Below are 18,548 nucleotides of genomic sequence, written 5' to 3'. Positions count from 1 at the left end.
TCTGGCCGGGCGCCCCTCGTCGTCGTGCGACCTCGGCACCTTGTGGCCCTCTCATGGCGCGAGGCGTCCCACCGACCTACCGTCTACTTGTCAGACGATCGTCTGTCGAATAGGCCCTCTGGAAGGAACCTGCTCCATGCGTCACGCTCCTCGCCTCCGCCGCACCCACGCGCTGCTGATCATCAGTGGCGTCCTGACGGCGGCAGCGCTCGCTGTCGGGGCGGCCGGGCCCGTCTCCGCGGCCAACGCCGACGGCGCGGCGCCCACCCAGTCCGTGGCCGCCGCCAGCGGTGACAACTACGTGGCCTTGGGCGACTCGTACGCCGGCGGCTTCGGCGTCGGCCCCTACAGCTCGGGCACGGCGGCCGGCTGCTTCCAGTCCACCACCGACTACCCGCACCAGGTCGCAGCATCCCTGGGACTCCAGCTCGACGACCGTGCCTGCGCCGGTGCCACCACCGGCAACATCTCCCGGGTCGCGCAGAAGACCGGAGCCGGAAGCGCCACCGCGCCCGTCCAGGCCGACGCGCTGTCGAAGGACACGGACGTCGTCACGGTGTCGATCGGCGGGAACGACCTGGGGTTCGCCGGCGTCATCGCGAACTGCGTCGCACTGGACAAGGCCGGCCCGGTGTTCTCGGAGATCCACGGGAAGACCTACGACCACTGCAAGGACTACTACGCACCGGTCGTGCACGGCGTCACGCGGGATCGTCTCGCATCGCGCATCCGCACGGTCGTGGCACCTCGGCTCGCTGCGACGTTCCGCGTGATCGCGCAGCGTGCTCCGCAGGCGAAGGTGTTCGTCGTCGGCTACCCGATGCTCGCGCCGGGTACGGCGCAGGCCCCGAAGGGATGCTTCTCGAGCCTCCTCGGTGACTCCGGTCTCGAGCCGCCGTTCCCGCAGAACGCGTTCCCCTTCACCGGCGTCGACACCGCCTACTTCCACCGCACCCAGAACGCGCTCGACGGAGCGGTCAAGGCTGCGGCGAAGGCTCGTGGCTTCACCTACGTCTCGACGCTCCAGGGCTCTGCTGCGCACACCCCCTGTGCTGCGTCGGGTTCCGCATGGATGGCGGGACTCACCCTGACCGATCGCGGCACCGCTGCGGACAGCACGCCGCTGGCCGGGACGAAGTACTCCATCCTGTTCGGCGCACTCCACCCGAACGCTGCCGGCATCGCGTACCTGCGTGACCAGACCAAGGCTGCGATCGTCGGATCGCGCTGAGCCTGCGCCTGCTGGTCGCGTCATGGACGCGACCACGAAACGGACGGGAGGCCCGTTGCCAGCTGGCACCGGGCCTCCCGTCCGTCTCGGGTGGGCTACCGGGCGTCGGGTCGCCAGCGCTCGCATGCTGTCGGACCGTGACCCGGCGGGGCGTCTCGTTGCGCCGTGCTCGTCCTGTGCAGAAGCCCCGCGCGCGAAGCGGGCGACGTCGCTTCGCTCCGATGACCGGCTTGACATTGACACTAATGTCAATGTTGACGATGGTCAGATGACGACTTCTGCCCGCACCCACAGCAAGCCTCCGAGCACTGATCGGTTGAAGCCGGGGGACGGACTGGTCCTCGGCCTCCTGATGGCGTCCACGTTCCTCGTCCTGCTGAACGAGATGCTGCTCGGCGTGGCAATCCCGACCCTCATCCGCGACCTCGGCGTCACCCCGTCCGCCGGTCAGTGGCTGACGACCGGCTACCTCCTCACGCTCGCCGTGCTCATCCCCGCGACCGGGTTCATCATGCGTCGCTTCCACCTGCGGACGATTTTTCTCACGGCCTTGTCGACCTTCATCGTGGGGACCGCGATCTCAGCGGTCGCACCCGGGTTCGCCGTGCTCCTCGTCGGACGCGTCGTCCAGGCGGTGGGGACCGCGGTGTTCGTGCCGCTGCTCATGACGACGGCCATCCGCTTGGTGCCCGAGTCCCGCCGTGGTCGGATCATGGCGCTCGTCACCGCCGTCCCGGCGATCGCTCCGGCAGTCGGCCCTGCCATCTCCGGGCTCGTGCTGACGTTCCTGCCGTGGCGGTGGCTGTTCATCCTCGTCCTGCCCCTCGCCATGATCGCCCTCGTCGCGGGAGCGATGAAGCTGAAGAACATCACCGCGCCGGAACGCGCAACCCTCGACCTGTTCTCGGTGGCGCTGTCCGCCGTCGGGTTCGGCGCGCTGGTGTTCGGCCTGTCCTTGATCGGCGAGTCCGCTGAGGGTCACGCCCCCGTCCCGCCCGTCATCCCGATCATCGTCGGTGTCCTCGGCGTGGCCGGGTTCGTGTTCCGTCAACTCGCGCTCCGTCGTCACGGGGACGCGTTCCTCGACATGCGCATCTTCCGGTCCAAAGCCTTCGTCGTCCCGATCCTCGTCATGCTCTTCGTGGCGCTCAACGGCTTCGGGATCCTGCTCGTCCTGCCCCTGGTGCTCACCGGATCGCTGGGGCTCAGCACCCTCTCCATCGGACTGTTCCTCGTCCCCGGTGGCATCGTCATCTCCGTCGTCTCCGCCCTCGGGGGCCGTGTCTACGACCGGTACGGCCCCCTGCCACTGGCGATCCCCGGCGCGATCATCTGGGCGGCCAGCATCTGGTTCCTCAGCGCCCTCGACAACCGCAGCAGCGTCTGGGTCTACCTGGCCGGGTACCTCGTGATGACCGCAGCGCAGGCGATGATGTGGGCCCCGATGACGACCCTCGCGCTGTCGTCCCTCCGCGCCGAGCTGTACCCGCACGGCAGTGCCGCGTTCAGCGCGGTGCAGCAGCTCGCCGGCGCTGCCGGCGGTGCAGTCCTCGTGTCTGCCTACACGATCGGCTCGAACGCCGTGAACGCAGGCGAACTCAGCGTCGTGCAGACCGTCGCTGCGGGTCAGACTGCGTTCATGACCGCCGGCATCATCGCGGTGGCCGCTGTCATCGGCACCCTCGCGATCGGCCGCCGTCGAGCGGCCCCTCCCGCTGCTGTCGACGTGGCCTGAACCGCTGATCAACTCCGGAGGGGGCCTCGCTTCCGCTGAGGCCCCGTCGTGATGCTCGGCACGAGTCAGATGGTTTCACGGGCGCGGGATGTCGGCGGAGAAGTTGAGTCCATCTTCCGTCTCCTTGGTCTTCCCCATGCTCAACGTTGTCACTAATGTCAATGTCAAGCCGACGACGGAGGGTAGATGAGAATCGGAGAACTGGCAGAGAAGACGGGCGTCGCACCCCGGATGCTCCGTTACTACGAGAAGCAGGGACTGATCCAGCCGACGAGGCTCCCGAACGGGTACCGCGACTACGACGACTACCTGATCGAACGCGTCGGGAAGATCCGCGGGTTGGTCGACTCCGGCATCCCGACCCGCATCATCATCGATGTCCTCCCGTGCCTGGACAAGCAGCAAGCGATCGTCGTCAGCAACGTCGAGCCAGGACTCCGCGACATGCTCGTCGAGGAACGCGACCGCATGGCGCAGAAGATCGACTTCCTGATCCAGAACCGCGACGCCCTGACCGCGTACATCGAAGCGCTCGACGCTGCCACATCGGACCGGCTCGCTACCCAACCGAGCTAGGCACTCGCGCACCGGTTGGACTTGACATTGACACTGATGTCAGTGTTGAGACTGGTGGTATGACCACCGAGACCTCCCAACTGACGTCCGCCCCTCAGATGCTCCTGGCAATGCAGCTCGTCGGCGGGTTCGGCGGGGCTCCCGGTGCCTGGCGCATGCCCGGCGTCCCCCTGGACAGCTACACCGACATGGACGCACACGTCCGCCATGCCCAGGCTGCCGAGCGCGGCAAGGTCCAACTGCTCTTCTTCGCCGACACTCCCGCACTCGAGACGGATCTGAACGTGCAACCGCAGCGGCACGTCATCGACCCGGTCGTGGTCATGACGTCCATCGCCCGCGAGACGAAGCGCATCGGGCTGGTTGCCACCGCTTCGACGACGTTCAACGAGCCGTACAACATCGCCCGGCAGTTCAAGGCGATGGACGTCATCAGTCACGGACGCATCGGCTGGAACGCGGTCACGACCTCCAACCCAGAAGCGGCTGCGAACTTCGGGGTGGCGGTGCCGCCGAGACCGGAGAAGTACGGACGAGCGCACGAGGTGATCCAGGTCGTTGAGGCGCTTTGGGGCAGCTGGGGCACGGACGCGCTCATCGGCGATGTCGCAGCGGGCATCTATGCCGACGCGTCGAAGATCCAGCCGATCAATCTCGGTGGTCAGTACGTCGCTTCCCGTGGGCCGCTGCCCATCCCGCCGTCGGAGCAGGGTCAGCCCGTCATCTTCCAGGCCGGCGGGGGTCAGAACGGCCTCGAACTCGCCGGGCGTTACGCGGACGGGGTCTACGCCAATCCCTACGACATCGCCAGCGCGAAAGCGCAGCGCGATGCTCTCCGCGCAGCTGCCGTCGCCGCGGGCCGAAATGCTGACGACATCAAGATGTTCGCCGGCTTCATGCCCACCGTTGGCGCTACCAAGCGCGACGCCCTCGACCGTCGCCGCGCGCTTGACGAGTCCATCGACCTTCGCCAGCGCGTTGCCTACCTCGGGCACATGATCGGGTTGCCCCTCCGCTACGAGGACATCGACCAGTCCGTGCCCGAACAGGTCCTCGAGCGGGCGGTGGCGAACCCGTCCGACCCACGCTCGGACCATGCGCTCGCTGTTGTCCGCGAGGGATGGTCTCTCCGCGATGTCATCGCGCACGGCGTCATCGACTACCACCCCGTCGTCGCCGACACCCCCGAAAGGATTGCCGACTTCATGCAGGAGTGGTTCGAGGCCGGCGCATGCGACGGCTTCTCCCTCTCCATCGACAGTCTCCACGACGGAGTCGACGCCTTCGTCGACGAAGTCGTGCCGATCCTCCAGGAACGCGGCATCTTCCACCGCGACTACGAGGGCGCCACCCTTCGCGACAACATCCACGCAGCCCCTCGCTACGGACGAGACCCACGAGTCATCGGCGAGAGCTGATGCCACCGGGACCATCGACACCGCGACGAAGAGGATGAATGCCGCGTCGGCATCAACGGGTAACTTCGATCCACGTCAAGTTTGATGTGTATCGAAAAAGGCCGTACTGTGAGCCCATCGGCTCCGGAACACCCCGGTGCATCACCGCGACGATTGGACCGCCATGCGCGCCTGGACCCTCGCCGACTTCGGCTTCGACAATCTCCACCTCCGCGAGGTCGAGGTCCCGACCCCCGGCCCCAACGAGCTTCTCGTGGAGGTCTCGGCCGTTTCCCTGAACTACCGTGACAAGGCACTCGTCGAAGGGAACTACTCGCCCGAGAAGATGCCGAAGGGCCTCATCGTCGGCGCGGACTCCGCCGGCGTCGTCACCGCGGTCGGCTCCGACGTGACGAAGTGGGAGGTCGGCGACCGTGTCACCTCGCACTTCTACTCCACGTGGGCCGACGGTCCGTGGGACCAGGTGCACACCGACGCGATGATCGGCGGCCCGATCGATGGCGGTCTCGCCGAGTACATGCTGCTGCACGAGGACCGCGTCGTGAAGAGCCCCGACAACCTCACCGACGCGGAAGCGGCCACGCTGCCGATCGCAGCGCTGACTGCGTGGTTCTCCCTCTTCCACCACGGCAAGCTGGAGACGGGTGGCAGCGTGCTCGTGCAGGGCACCGGCGGGGTGTCCGTGTTCGCGATCCAGATCGCATCCGCATTCGGCGCACGCGTGATCGCCACGTCCTCCAGCGACGACAAACTCGCCATCGCGAAGGAACTCGGCGCGACCGACCTCATCAACTACCGCACCACCCCCGACTGGGCCGGCAAGGCGCTCGAGCTCACCGATGGGAAGGGCGTCGACGTCGTCATCGACGTCGCCGGCGGTGACGGCATCAACGACTCCGTCCGCGCAGCGAAGGCCGGTGGCGTCGTCGCAGTCATCGGCTTCCTCGCAGGGCAGACCACGAACCTCGACCTCATGACGGTGCTGTTCCGCCAGACCACCATCCAGGGCATCGCCGTCGGTACTCGGGTGGCTTTCGAGGAGCTCGTCGAGTTCCTCGATGACCACGAGATCAGCCCCGTCATCGACTCCACCTTCCGATTCGAGGACGCGAAGGCCGCCTACGACCGCCTCGCCGAAGGTCCCCTCGGCAAGGTCGTCATCGAGGTCCGCTGACCTCGACTGCTCCTCGCGTTCCGAGTCGTTCTCGTCGTCGCCGCTGGTCGTTGTGACAGATGCACGGCGGAGAAGCTCGCAGCGGCTGGCCACACCCTCTCGGTACGATCATTCCCCCGTAAGGAGGCTGCGAATGGCTCGAGCACCGATCGACGACGAACCATCCACCGAGGACCTGCACTTCCCGCGAGTCCTGGAAGTCATCGCCGACCCGATCCGGCTGAGCATCGTGACGCAGCTCGCGTCGGCCGAAGCGGACATCAGCTGCGGCAACTTCGACCTGCCCATCAAGGCTTCGACCGCGACGCACCACTTCACCGCGCTGCGGCAGGCCGGTGTGATCCACCAGTACTACGTCGGCACGTCTCGGATGAACGTACTCCGCGAAGCCGACCTGGAAGAAGCGTTCCCCGGGTTCCTCCCTTCCGTGATCGCTGGCGTCCGCAGGGGCAGGTAGCGGCTCCACAGCAATCCCATCCGCGATGACCCGCCCTCCGGCCATGAGTCCGACGCGATCGACGACGGCGCCGATGAGCGCCATCACAACCCCCGCATCCAGCGCCCCGACGCCGAAGGCGCGGCAGAACACCCGTGGCGCAAGGTGGGTCAGCATGCCTTCATCCACGTCCTCAGGACCTACCCTGGACGGATGCTCTCCCGCCGCGAAGCCGCAGTCCGGCTCGACATCCCCCTCGAGATGGCGACCCGCCACGGCATCCCGTCGCGCCTGAGCGAAGCGGAGCTCGACGCGATCGAGCAGGACCCGCCCGCCTGGCTCGTGCAGTCCCGCGCCAACCGGACCGGCACCAAGAAGGTCTGGACGCGCCTGGAGTGCGTGGTCTGCGGCTTCGACGAAGAGGCGCGTCCGAAGAAGTGGTGGCCCGAGTGGGACTACCTGATGTGCGACTACCACGCCCCCTACCAGGCGCCCGAGCCCACCGCCGGCCTGACGCGACGCGAGGTCGAGGGCATCGGCAGCCGCTTCATCGCGCTCGTCGACGAGAAGCTCTGAGCAGCAGCACGATGCGTCTGCTGAGCGAGGCATCGCGGGGCGACTGGCTCGTCGCGCGTGCCGGACGCTGGGCGAGTGTCGGTGGCGTCGCGGGCACCGGGTTCGAGGCGTACGCACGACTGTTGCACCCGGTCGGCGCACACCGGGCGGACCTCGAGACCACGGACGAGTGGGGCGACCACCCGGACGTCGAACACACCCGCTGGCGGTGGGCGGAGGTCGCCCGCCGCAACGACCGCGTGATGCACCCCCTGGTGCAGTGGCGACGCCTGACCGACGACGAGCAGACGATGTCGTGGGCCGACGGCTGGCGCGTGGACCAGTCGGACGACGGGTGGTTCGACCCGCAGGACCTCGCCGTCCTCACCACGCACCTGCGGCGCGCGACGTCGACCCCCGGAGACCTGGTCGTCGGAGCGTGGGAGGGGACGGGTGGGCCGCCGTCCGCTGAACGCCGGCACCGGATCCGACGTGCGCGGGGCTTGATGGCCTGGCCCGCGCGGGACACCTGGCTCTTCAGTGCGACCCTGGACGAGCTCGTCGATCCGTCGTGGGCACAGCGGGCGGTCCCGGGTTGGGAGAGCTTCGGGCTGCACGACCAGGTGGCGCCGCACACGACGTTCATCTGGCCGGAGGACCACGCGTGGGTCGTCGCCGCCGAGGAGGACTGGGACTCGACGATCGTCGCCGGATCGCGCGCGCTCGTCGACGGCGTGCTCGAAGACGACCGGTTCGAGGCGTTCGAGGTCCGCGAGCCCGACGACTTGTCGTGGGACGGAGACCTGCTGAACCCACGCAGGTCTCCTCGCCCCGGGGGCTGAGCTGCCCCACCGCGTCGTCCGGAACCCGCCAGCTCGTCCGCGCTCGGACCGCTGGGATCGAAGGGTGAACACCACTTCGACCAGAGCCGCGACCTTCCGCGGCCTCCACGACCACCGATCCCGGCCACTCGTCCTCGTCAACGTCTGGGACGCCACGAGCGCCCGACTCGTCGAGGACGCCGGCGCGACCGCGATCGCCACGACCAGTGCGGGCGTCGCCTGGTCCCTCGGGCGGCCGGACGGCAACACCCTGACCCGCGTGGAAGCGATGCACGCGGTCGCGCGGATCGCGGCCTCGGTGTCGGTGCCGGTCACCGTCGACATCGAGTCCGGGTACGCCGACGATGCGGACGGCGTGGCGCGCACGGTGGACGCGGTGCTCGAAGCGGGCGCCGTCGGGATCAACATCGAGGACGGCAGGTTGCATCCGGAGGCGCTCGCCGACCGGATCGGGGCAGCCCGGCGCGCAGCGGAACGAGCCGGGGTGCCCTTGTTCGTCAACGCTCGGACCGACGTCCACCTCGCCGGGCTCGTCGATCCCGAACGGCTCCTGGTCGAGACGCTCGAGCGAGCTCGTCGCTACCGCGGAGCCGGCGCGGACGGCGTGTTCGTCCCCGGAGTCCGAGACGTCGAGACCATCCGTGCGCTGGTGGAGTCGATCGACGGCCCGGTGAACGTGATGGCCGGTCCGGGGTCGCCGACCGTGGCGGAACTCGCCCGGCTCGGGGTGGCCCGGATCAGTCTCGGTTCCGCCGTCGCGCAGGCCGCGTACGCCGTCGTTCGGCAGGCCACGGCCGAGCTGCGGACCACCGGCACCTACGACTCGCTGGTGGCCGGGGTGGACTACGCGGGCCTCAACGCGCTCTTCTGAGCGGCGCGCGACGCCCTGAACGCGACCACGCAGACGGACGGGAGGCCCGGTGCCAGCTGGCACCGGGCCTCCCGTCCGTCCGTGGTGCGGACCTGCGGACGCTACTCGGTCGTCGAGACCCAGTCGATGAGCAGGTTGCCCTGCTCGCCCCAGTTGCCCACCTGGAACATGAAGCGGTGCGGCGTCGTCGGCACGTCCTCGGTGACGGTCTGCAGGACCCTGCCGTCGACGCTGTAGGTGACAGACTCGCCGGGCACCCAGTCCACCTTGTACGTGTGCCAGTCGCGCCACGAGACACCGGTGTCGACCTGGACGCGCTCGGCCTCCCGGCCCGGGGTCATCGAGTGGTGGAACACCATCGGGTTCGACTCGAAGTTGCCCTCGGGGAAGTCGATCTCGCCGTCGGACCACACGTTCGACGTCGGCCACAGCATGAACGCCGCACCGTTGCCGTCGCCGCCGGTCGCCTTCGCGCGGACGGAGAACGAGCCGCCGACGTGGTCCCAGGCACCGTCGGAGGAGCCGAAGGTGCCGGCCGCTCCGGCACCGGTGCCGAGGGCGACGTCCATCACGCCGTCGTGCACCGAGACCGTCTTGCTCGGCGCGTAGATGCCGGAGGTGCCGTCGGGGTAGGGCTGCCACGACTGCGGGTAGAGCGACGAGACCAGGCCGGTGACGGCGTTCGTGGTGAAGTCCTCGACGAAGGAGGCATCGGGAGCGAGCGCCGCGAGGTCCTCGGGGGCCGCCTCGGGTTCGGGCTCGGGCGCTGCCTCGGGCTCGGCTTCCGCCTCGGGCACGGGCTCGGGCTCGGCGACGGGCGCTGTGTCCTCGATCGGAGCGGAGTCCTGCGTGGGCTCCGGTTCCGGGGTCCACTCGTCGGTCGGGGCCGGCGGTTCCGTCTCGGCCGGGGCCGGCGTCGGGGTGGGGTTCACCGGAGCGTGGTGCCAGCGGCGCTCGCCGTCCCAGCCCCACCAGGTCCGGGCGGAGGCGGCGGTGGGGACGCCGAGGACCAGGGCGCCGGCGGTCGCGGCCGCCAGGACCGCGCGGTGGCGGATCATCGGGTGCGTCCTTCGACGGGCGTGGACGTGTTTCCTGGGGTCGTGCCGCGCAGAGGCGTGCACGTGCTTCGGGTCGAGATGTCGGGCTCCTCGTGGTGCTTCGGGCGCAGGATGCGGGGAGGGACGGACGCGTCGACCGGCCGGTTGCCGAGGGGTTCGTTGACACGTCCACGGACATCTTGCATCATTTGTGACCCGTTCGGGGGGTGTCACGGAAATCGATCGACGAACGCCCGGTGTCCTGCGGCCGAACGTGCACGATGCAACGCGCGGCGAGCTGACGGGTCAGACCCGGGGGATCGGCTGCAACCGCTGCAGCTGCGTCACGTGTCCCGGCTCGAGCTCGTCGAGCGAGGCCACCCCGAGCAGCCGCATGGTCCGCTCGATCTGCTCGGACACGATCTGGATCATCCGGTCCACCCCGGCCTCGCCGCCGGCCATCAGCCCGTACAGGTAGGCACGGCCGACCATCGTGAACTTCGCGCCGAGGGCAACGGCAGCCACGATGTCGGCGCCGGACATGATGCCCGTGTCGAGGTGCACCTCGGTGTCCCCGCCGACCTCCTTGACCACGGAGGGCAGCAGGTGGAAGGGGACGGGTGCGCGGTCGAGCTGTCGGCCGCCGTGGTTCGACAGCGTGATGCCGTCGACCCCCAGGTCCGCCAGGCGCTTGGCGTCGGCCAGCGACTGCACGCCCTTGACGACGACCTTGCCCTGCCACTGGTCACGGATCCAGGCGAGGTCCTCGTAGGTGACGGTCGGGTCGAACATGTGGTCGAGCAGCTCGCCGACGGTGCCGGACCAGCGGTCGAGCGACGCGAACGCCAGCGGTTCGGTGGTCAGGAAGTCGAACCACCACCACGGCCGCGGGATCGCGTTCACCACGGTCCGGGCACTCAGCTGCGGCGGGATCGAGAACCCGTTCCGTTTGTCCCGCAGACGCGCACCCGCGACGGGGACGTCCACGGTCACGAGCAGGGTGTCGAACCCGGCCTGCTGGGCGCGGGAGACCAGCGCCATCGACTTCTCGCGGTCCTTCCACATGTACAACTGGAACCAGTTGCGCCCGTGCGGGTTGGCGTCGCGGACGTCCTCGATCGCGGTGGTGCCCATCGTGGAGAGCGAGAACGGGATGCCGGCGCGTCCGGCGGCCCGGGCACCGGCCCGCTCGCCCTCGGTCTGCATCATCCGCGTGAAGCCCGTCGGCGCGATGCCGAACGGGTACGACACCGGCGCCCCGAGCACCTCGCGCGAGGTGTCCACCCTCGACACGTCCCGCAGGATCGCCGGGGTGAACTCGATGTCCTCGAACGCCTGCCGGGCACGGGCCAGGGAGATCTCCGCCTCGGCCGCGCCCTCGGTGTAGTCGAAGGCGGCCTTCGGGGTGCGCCGGGCGGCGATGTCGCGGAGGTCCCAGATCGTCAAGGCCTGCTCGAGGCGCTGACGCCGACCCGGCAGCGAAGGCTTCCTGAACTGCATGAGCGGCGCGAGGTCCCGCACCGTCGGCAGCTGCCGCTTGACCCGCGTGCGGGCGGCGGATGCTGAGCCGGTCGCGGGCGCCGGCGCTCCGGTGGCGGGGTCGATCCGGTGCTGGTCGTCGCTGGAGGACATGCAGACATCCTATGTCTCGGGATCGGCAGTGCGGAAGGATGATCGATCAGAGCAACGCTCCACTCAGACATCCGAGCGACGCCGCGTGTGCCGGTACCAAGCGGGTGTCCTCCGCGAGGCCGCCGCTGCACCTGACCGCCCCGCCGCACCCGACTGACGGGGGCCGTCGCTACCGTGGGCGCATGCAGCCGCCAGCAGCCGGGACCCTCCGCATCCTCCACCTCTCCGACACCCACCTGACCGGCGACGGCGCCCTGCACCAGGGCACGGTCGACACCACGGCCGCGCTCGAACGGCTGCTCGCCCACGTCGACGACGTGCCCGGCATCGGACTCGTGGTGGTGTCCGGAGACGTCTCCGAGGACGGCAGCCCCGAGTCCTACGCGACCGTGCGGGACCGCGTCGGCGGCTGGGCGGAGCGGCACGGAGCGGCCTTCGTCGCGGTGCCCGGAAACCACGACCAGCGCGAGGGATTCCGCCGGGTCCTGGCGAACGGGCACGTCCTGGGCCAGGGCGGCACGGCGCTCATGCACACGATGGAGTACCTGCCGCCGTCGGTCCCGGTCTCCGGGCAGTCGGTCCTCGCCGGGCGCCGGATCGTGACCGTCGACACGAGCGTCCCGGGTGCCGGGTACGGCGAGCTGAGCGACACCGCGCTCGAGCACCTGCGCACGGCCCTGGCCGAAGGCGCCGGCAGTGGCGAAGACGACGCCCCGCACGGCACCGTCGTCGTCCTGCACCACCCGCCGCTGCCCGCCCCGACCGAGCTGCACGAGGCCCTCCGCCTGCAGAACCCCGAGGCGCTCGCCGACGTCATCCGCGGTTCCGACCTGCGGGTCGTCCTCGCCGGCCACTACCACCACCACTTCGCCGGGTCGCTCGCCGGCGTCCCGGTCCTCGTCGCCCCCGGCGTCGCGAACGACACCGACGTCGTCGGCCCCTACGACGAAGAATCCGCGGTCGTCGACAGCGGCGCGCTCGTCGTCGACGTCGCCACGGACGGCTCCGTCTGGTCCACACCGGTCCGCGTTCCGCGGGGCGACGCCGACCCGCGGGCCTTCCGCCTCGACGCCGGGACCGTCCGGTCCGTCATCGCGGCCGCCGGCAAGCACTGAGCACCCACCGGGTGCGGTGGACGCGCATGACGGCGGACGGGAGGCCCGTGGCGGCGCCGCCACGGGCCTCCCGTCCCTCGTCTGGTCGCCTCCACAGCCGCGGTACCCCACGTCTTCGGGTTGCGTGCGGGAACACCGAGTAGCACGGACGCACACCTGGAGCGAAGGAGCACCCATGCGAGTCGGCAGTGCAGTGCAGTACGACCGGTACGGCGACTTCGACGTCGTCGAACTCGTCCCCCAGGACAAGCCGTCCGCCGGCCCGGGCGAGATCGTCGTCGAGATCGTGGCCGCCGGACTGAACCACATCGAGCGGTTCCTCCGCGAGGGGAAGCTCCGCGACCACGTCGACCTGGAGTTCCCCGCCCACCAGGGCGTGGACTTCGCCGGCATCGTCCGCGCGCGGGGCGACGGTGTGAAGGACCTCCGCATCGGCGACGAGGTGATGGGGCACGCGCCGACCGGCGGGGCGCACGCCACCTGGATCGCGGTGCCCCGCGGCGCCGTGATCAAGAAGCCGGAGCACGTCGGCTGGGAGGTCGCCGGCGGCCTGTACCTGGCGGGCTGCACCGCGGTGTCCGTGGTCCGGTCGCTGCGGCTCGGACCGAAGGACACCGTCGTGATCACCGCGGCGGCGGGCGGCGTCGGGCACATCGAGTGCCAGCTGGCGCACGACGCCGGCGCGACCGTGATCGCCCTCGGCAGCGCGCGCAACCACGACTACCTGCGGCAGATCGGCACGCTTCCCGTCGTCTACGGCGAGGGGGAAGAGGAGCGCATCCGCGCCATCGCCGACGGCCGACCGATCACCGCGTTCATCGACAACCACGGTGAGAGCAACGCCGAGCTGCTGGCCGAGCGACTCGGTGTCGGCCAGGAACGGTTCGTGTCGTCAGAGGAACGCCGGGACATCGAGGTCCGGTTCCTCCGGGCCCCCGCCGAGGACGAGGAGACCCGCGAGCTCCTGACCCTGCTGGCGAAGGCGGTGCAGGACCGCCGGGTGCAGGTGCTCATCTCGGGCTTCTACCCGTTCGAGTACATCGTCGAGGCGTACGAGGACCTGGCCGAGATGAAGTCCCGCGGCAAGGTGGTCATCGGCATGCAGACCGTCGAGACCGGTGCCCGGCTGGACTGGTACCGGTCCGAGAAGGCCCGCGACCTGCGCGACCGGTACGCCGACGCGCGGGGGACGGACACGGAGACGATGGCCGGCGGGTCGGCGTCGCCGGCGAGCTGAGCCGACCGGCGCGGCGCGGGGCCGGCACGCTCGTGCCGGCCCCGCGGTTGCGCGCCGGTGCGGCGCGCGCCGGTGCGGCGCGCGCCGCGTCAGCTCAGGATGTCCTTCGAGGCGAACCGGCTGTACGCCAGGGCCCCGAACACCACGACGTACCCGAGCTGCAGCACCGCGTTCGACCCGAACGAGTCGAACGAGATCGGGTCGCGCAGCAGGTCGCCGAACCCGAGCCACTGGTGCGAGAACAGGTACGGGTGCAGCCAGTCGAGCTGGGGGAGCTGGTCGAGCACCTGCGAGGCCCCGGCGAGGACGACCGTCGCGGCCATCGCCCCGACCGGCACGTTCGTCAGCGTCGACGCGAACATCCCGATCGCCACGAGCCCGAGCATCGACAGCGCGACGTACAGCGCGAGCAGGAGCGCCCGACCGGCGTACGACCAGCCGCCGACCTGCGTGCCGGACAGCAGCGTGACCGGTCCGATCGGGAACAGCACCGCACCGATCGCCGCCCCGACCAGCACGACGAGCAGTGTGGCGGCCAGGCAGAACGCGACGGCACCGGCGAACTTCACCAGGATGAACCGCACGCGGCCGGTCGGTGCGACGAGCAGGTAGCGGATCGTGCCGTGGCTCGCCTCGCCCGCGACGGTGTCACCGGCCACCACCCCGACCGTCAGCGGCAGGAACAGCGGGATCGACACCGTCAGCGCCGTGAAGGCGACGAACAGGCCGTTGTTGGTGATGTCACCGAGGAACGCCGGCCCGCCGTCGTCACCGTCGGTGGTCAGCTTCACGGCGACCGCGATGAGGATCGGCACGAGTGCGAGCGCCCCGAGCATCGCCCAGGTCCGGCGACGGCGGAACACCAGCGCGAGTTCGGAACCGAGCAGGGCGAACGGGCGCTGCCGGCGGCGGACGGCCACGTCGCGCACGGCCAGGTCAGGCTGCGACATCGAATCCCTCTCCGGTGAGTGCGACGAACAGGTCCTCGAGGGTGCCGCCGCCCACGGTCAGGCCGCGCACCCGGACGTCCGCGCGGACGAGCTCGGCGGTGATCGTCTCGGGCAGGAGCTCGTTCGGCAGGTCTGCGACGAGCACGTCCGCGCCGCCGTCGTGCCGCGGGACGAGCCCGAGCCGGGTGAGGACGGTGGCGGCGTGCCCGACGTCGGGCGTGCGGACGGTCACGGTGCGGGCACCGGCTGCACGGAGCTCGTCGAGCGGTCCCTGCGCGACGATCTTGCCCGTCCGCATGACCGCGGCGTGCGTGCAGACCTGTTCGATCTCGGCCAGCAGGTGGCTCGACACGAACACCGTGGTGCCGTCGTCGGCCAGGGAGCGGATGAGGTTGCGGACCTCGCGCGTTCCCTGCGGGTCGAGGCCGTTCGTCGGTTCGTCGAGCACCAGCAGGTCGCGGGGTGACAGCAGGGCGTTCGCGAGGCCGAGCCGCTGCTTCATGCCGAGGGAGTACGCGTGCGCCTTCTTGTCGGCCGCGTGGGTCAACCCGACGCGGTCGAGGGCGCCGGCGACACGGGCCTTCCGGGTGCGGGGGTCCGACGCGGGGTCGGCGGCGTCGAAGCGCTGCAGGTTGGCCCGGCCGGACAGGTACGGGTAGAAGGCCGGCCCCTCGACGAGCGCGCCGACCCGGGGCAGGACGTCGTGCAGCGCCTTCGGCATCGGCTCGCCCAGGACCTCGATCGTGCCGCCCGTCGCGCTCGACAGCCCGAGCAGCATCCGGATCGTGGTGGTCTTGCCCGAACCGTTCGGCCCGAGGAACCCGAAGACCGCGCCGCGCGGCACCGCCAGGTCGATGCCGTCGACCGCGCGCTGCTTGCGGAACACCTTCTGGAGGCCCGTGGTGCGGATCGCGAGGTCGGCCCCCGGAGCCGGGGCGGTGGCGTCCACGGCGTCGGGTGCGGTCGTGCTCACGTCGGGGTCGGCCGCGCTCACTTCGCCGCGGCGACCAGCGAGGCCACCGGCACGGCGCCCGCGAACACCCGGCCGTCGTCGGTCAGGTAGACCGACACGAGCGACGTCTGCACGGCGCGGCCGCCGTCGACGGGCTTCGTCAGCTGGTCGAGCAGACCGGAGGCCTCGCCCTCGAGCCCGGACTGGTCGACCGTGCCGGCGGGGAGCTCGGCGATGGTGCTCCAGCCCGTGCCCGTGATGGTCGGTTCGTCACCGCTCGGGGTGCCGTGGCGGTCGCCGTGCTCGCCCTTCGCGTGGGATCCGGCGTCGGAGAGGTCCTTCTCGGTCACCTTCGCGTTGGACGGCGGGGTGAAGTCGAAGAGCCGGGCGGCGGGGGCCCCGTAGTCGAGGCTCGTGAAGCCGACCTGCACCGCCGGGTCCTCCCTGCCTGCGGCCTCCACGGTCGCGCGGAGCGGGAGCCCGGTCTGCTGGTCGACGGCCAGCCGGACGGCGCCGACGAGGGTGTCCGACGACTTCGGCGTCAGGGTGATCCGCCAGGCGTCGTGCCCGGCGACGCTGACCTCGGTCGGCTTCGACACGGAGGTGGTCGGGGTGATCGCGTCGATGGCCTGCCGGGCGATGTCGGCCGGGGTGGTCGTGCCGTCCCGCAGGTCCTTCGCGGTGTCGCTCGGCAGGGTCACGTGCGTGGCCGTGCGCTCCTTCGAGTCCCAGGTCCAGACGTCCGAGCCGTTGCGGACGACGTCCTGTTCGGCGAGCTGCTGCGTCAGCTGGACGCGCTGCTTGTCCGGGCCGTCGACGTAGACGCGGGCGGTGTGGGACGAGGTCAGCAGGCCGAGGACGTCGGAGGCGTCGCCCTCGAGCGAGGAGCCGCCGGAGCCGGTCGGCAGCTCCGGCAGGCCGAGGGCGCTCGTCTGCGAGAGCTTGCCCGAGTACTGGGCGTCCGAGGACTTCGCGATGCTGGCGATGACGTCCGCCGCGCTCGGGTTCGTCCCCGCGATCGGGTCGTTCGCGGCGTTCGCGATCATCGGGGCGGCAACGGCGCCGGCGACGACGACCGGTGCGATGACGGCTGGCAGCCATGCTGACTTCTTCATCGGGTTCCCCTCGTGGAGCGTTCGAGTCGTCGGTACCGTACGTCCGGCCCCCGACAGGCAGCTGGGCGTCGCTCGTAGACTCGTGGGGCGACCGGCGTCGGTCGTGTGGCGGCGAAGGAGGCGGCATGCGGGCGGTGCTCGGTCTGGACATCGGGACGTCGAGCACGAAGGCGTTGCTGGCCCGGTTCGACGGCACCGTGCTCGCCGAGGTGAGCCGCCGGCACGACGTCGACCGTCCCGAGCAGGGCCTGGTCGAGATGGACTCCGCTGTCTGGTGGGAGGAGTTCACCGCCCTCACCCGCGCCCTGCTCGACCGTGTGCCCGGCGTCGAGGTGCAGGCCGTCGGCGTGAGCGGCATCGGGCCGTGTGCGCTGCTGACCGACGCCGACGGTGCGCCACTCCATCCGGCGATCCTGTACGGCATCGACACCCGCACCGCGGCGCTGCTCGACGACGTCACGGCGGAGCTCGGCGGTGAGGACGCGGTCCGGGCTCGCTGCGGCTCCGCCCTCAGCACGCAGGCGGCCGGGGTGAAGCTCGCGTGGCTCGCCCGGCACGAACCCGAGGCCTGGGCGCGGGCCGCCCGGTTCACGATGCCGTCGTCCCGCGTGGTCGAGCGGCTCACGGGTGCGTACGTCCTCGACCACCACTCGGCCAGCCAGACGACACCCCTCTACGACGTGCACGCGAACCGGTGGATCCCCGAGTGGTGCGACCGACTGGCACCCGGTCTCGCCATGCCGCGCCTGCTGTGGTCCGGCGACCAGGCGGGCGTCGTGACGCCAGAGGCGGCCGCGGCCACGGGCCTCCCGGCCGGCATCCCCGTGACGGCCGGGACCATCGATGCCTGGGCCGAGGGCGTGAGCGTCGGTGAGTCCGTGCCGGGCCGGATGTTCCTGCAGTACGGAACCACGATGTTCATGATCGTGCCGACGGCCGAGCCCACGGCGGTGCCGGGGATGTGGACGACCGTCGGCACGCACCCGGGCCAGCCGAGCGTGTCCGGGGGGATGGCGACCTCCGGGGCGATCACGGACTGGCTGCGACGGCTGGTCGACGGCGAGTGGTCGACCATGCTCGAAGAAGCGCGGTGCTCAGGGATCGGGGCGAACGGCCTGCTGATGCTGCCGTACTTCGCGGGGGAGCGGACGCCGATCGCGGACCCCGACGCCCGCGGGGTGCTGGCAGGGCTGACGGTCCGGCACACGCGCGGGGACATCTACCGCGCGACGCTCGAGGCGACGGCGTACGCGGTGCGGCACCACCTCGAGGCCCTGCGCGACGCCGGGGTCGAGGTCCGCGAACTCGTCGGAGCCGGTGGTGGGCTGCTCGGACGGCTGTGGCCCACGATCGTGTCGGACGTCACCGGACTGCGGCAGACGGTGCCGAGCGTGACGATCGGTGCGTGCTACGGCTCGGCGTTCCTCGCGGCGCAACTCGTCGCGGGGCCGGGTGACACGGTGGACATCGGTGCGTGGAACCCGCCGGCGACGGTGATCGAGCCGGACCCTGCGGCGACGGCGGCGTACGAGGCCGGCTACCGGGACTACCGCGAGCTGTACGAGGCGACGAAGTCCGTCGTGCACCGCCTGGCCGCCCGGAGCTGAGCGGCGCGGGACGGCTCGCAAGACACCGGTGTCCGCGTGCCGAACACCCGAACGGGCGTGTTCAG

At 70.6% G+C, this 18,548-nt stretch carries 17 protein-coding genes; 12 read left to right on the top strand and 5 right to left on the bottom strand.

Annotated features, from left to right (window positions below; all coding sequences use genetic code 11):
• The first annotated feature begins 136 nt into the window (after positions 1-136).
• From KK097_RS05405 to KK097_RS05365, 9 genes are all read left to right on the top strand, one after another.
• A complete protein-coding gene (locus KK097_RS05405; protein ID WP_214543961.1) occupies positions 137-1,231 on the top strand; it encodes an SGNH/GDSL hydrolase family protein in 1,095 nt (364 codons plus the stop codon).
• A gap of 268 nt (positions 1,232-1,499) precedes the next feature.
• On the top strand, positions 1,500-2,966 hold the full coding sequence (locus KK097_RS05400; RefSeq protein ID WP_214543960.1) for a DHA2 family efflux MFS transporter permease subunit: 1,467 nt from the start codon (positions 1,500-1,502) through the stop codon (positions 2,964-2,966).
• A 186-nt stretch (positions 2,967-3,152) separates the two neighbouring features.
• Entirely contained in the window at positions 3,153-3,542 is a 390-nt protein-coding gene (locus tag KK097_RS05395) for a MerR family transcriptional regulator (protein WP_214530967.1), read from the top strand.
• A gap of 59 nt (positions 3,543-3,601) precedes the next feature.
• Positions 3,602-4,960 carry an NtaA/DmoA family FMN-dependent monooxygenase gene (locus tag KK097_RS05390; protein WP_214543959.1) on the top strand — a complete coding sequence of 453 codons (1,359 nt, stop codon included), beginning with the start codon at positions 3,602-3,604 and terminating at the stop codon, positions 4,958-4,960.
• Positions 4,961-5,123: 163 nt separating this feature from the next.
• A complete protein-coding gene (locus KK097_RS05385) occupies positions 5,124-6,134 on the top strand; it encodes a zinc-dependent alcohol dehydrogenase family protein (protein WP_214530971.1) in 1,011 nt (336 codons plus the stop codon).
• Positions 6,135-6,267: 133 nt separating this feature from the next.
• Entirely contained in the window at positions 6,268-6,591 is a 324-nt protein-coding gene (locus tag KK097_RS05380; protein ID WP_214530973.1) for an ArsR/SmtB family transcription factor, read from the top strand.
• 192 nt (positions 6,592-6,783) lie between these two features.
• On the top strand, positions 6,784-7,146 hold the full coding sequence (locus tag KK097_RS05375) for a hypothetical protein (RefSeq protein WP_111022117.1): 363 nt from the start codon (positions 6,784-6,786) through the stop codon (positions 7,144-7,146).
• Between the two features lie 11 nt (positions 7,147-7,157).
• Positions 7,158-7,967 carry a hypothetical protein gene (locus KK097_RS05370; RefSeq protein ID WP_214543958.1) on the top strand — a complete coding sequence of 270 codons (810 nt, stop codon included), beginning with the start codon at positions 7,158-7,160 and terminating at the stop codon, positions 7,965-7,967.
• A gap of 64 nt (positions 7,968-8,031) precedes the next feature.
• Positions 8,032-8,838 (top strand): isocitrate lyase/PEP mutase family protein, encoded by an 807-nt coding sequence (locus KK097_RS05365; protein ID WP_214543957.1) that lies wholly within the window; start codon positions 8,032-8,034, stop codon positions 8,836-8,838.
• Positions 8,839-8,939: 101 nt separating this feature from the next.
• Here the strand turns inward: KK097_RS05365 and KK097_RS17930 are convergent, their stop codons facing one another.
• Together KK097_RS17930 and KK097_RS05355 are read right to left on the bottom strand one after the other, a co-directional pair.
• Positions 8,940-9,896: a glycoside hydrolase family 16 protein gene (locus KK097_RS17930; protein ID WP_250896471.1), complete on the bottom strand. Its 957-nt coding sequence runs from the start codon at positions 9,894-9,896 to the stop codon at positions 8,940-8,942.
• Between the two features lie 285 nt (positions 9,897-10,181).
• Positions 10,182-11,375, bottom strand: coding sequence for an alpha-hydroxy acid oxidase (locus tag KK097_RS05355; protein ID WP_250896479.1), 1,194 nt, complete (start codon positions 11,373-11,375; stop codon positions 10,182-10,184).
• Positions 11,376-11,689: 314 nt separating this feature from the next.
• Here KK097_RS05355 and KK097_RS05350 point away from each other — a divergent pair, with 314 nt between their 5' ends.
• Positions 11,690-12,622, top strand: coding sequence for a metallophosphoesterase (locus KK097_RS05350; protein WP_214530978.1), 933 nt, complete (start codon positions 11,690-11,692; stop codon positions 12,620-12,622).
• 175 nt (positions 12,623-12,797) lie between these two features.
• A complete protein-coding gene (locus tag KK097_RS05345) occupies positions 12,798-13,859 on the top strand; it encodes an NADP-dependent oxidoreductase (protein ID WP_214543955.1) in 1,062 nt (353 codons plus the stop codon).
• Positions 13,860-13,948: 89 nt separating this feature from the next.
• Here the strand turns inward: KK097_RS05345 and KK097_RS05340 are convergent, their stop codons facing one another.
• The 3 genes from KK097_RS05340 to KK097_RS05330 are packed head-to-tail and all read right to left on the bottom strand — an operon-like array spanning position 13,949 to position 16,876.
• On the bottom strand, positions 13,949-14,809 hold the full coding sequence (locus tag KK097_RS05340; RefSeq protein ID WP_214543954.1) for an ABC transporter permease: 861 nt from the start codon (positions 14,807-14,809) through the stop codon (positions 13,949-13,951).
• Positions 14,796-15,782, bottom strand: coding sequence for an ABC transporter ATP-binding protein (locus KK097_RS05335; RefSeq protein WP_307858335.1), 987 nt, complete (start codon positions 15,780-15,782; stop codon positions 14,796-14,798). Before KK097_RS05335 ends, KK097_RS05340 begins: the two co-directional genes overlap by 14 nt.
• A 17-nt stretch (positions 15,783-15,799) precedes the next feature.
• On the bottom strand, positions 15,800-16,876 hold the full coding sequence (locus KK097_RS05330) for a LolA family protein (RefSeq protein WP_214543953.1): 1,077 nt from the start codon (positions 16,874-16,876) through the stop codon (positions 15,800-15,802).
• A 125-nt stretch (positions 16,877-17,001) separates the two neighbouring features.
• On the opposite strand from KK097_RS05330, the gene KK097_RS05325 reads away from it, so the two are divergent.
• Positions 17,002-18,483, top strand: coding sequence for an FGGY-family carbohydrate kinase (locus tag KK097_RS05325; protein ID WP_214543952.1), 1,482 nt, complete (start codon positions 17,002-17,004; stop codon positions 18,481-18,483).
• Positions 18,484-18,548 lie beyond the last annotated feature (65 nt).

Source organism: Curtobacterium flaccumfaciens (assembly GCF_018598405.1).
GTDB classification, from domain to species: Bacteria; Actinomycetota; Actinomycetes; order Actinomycetales; family Microbacteriaceae; genus Curtobacterium; species Curtobacterium aurantiacum.
This window is presented reverse-complemented; position numbering and strand designations above follow the sequence as displayed.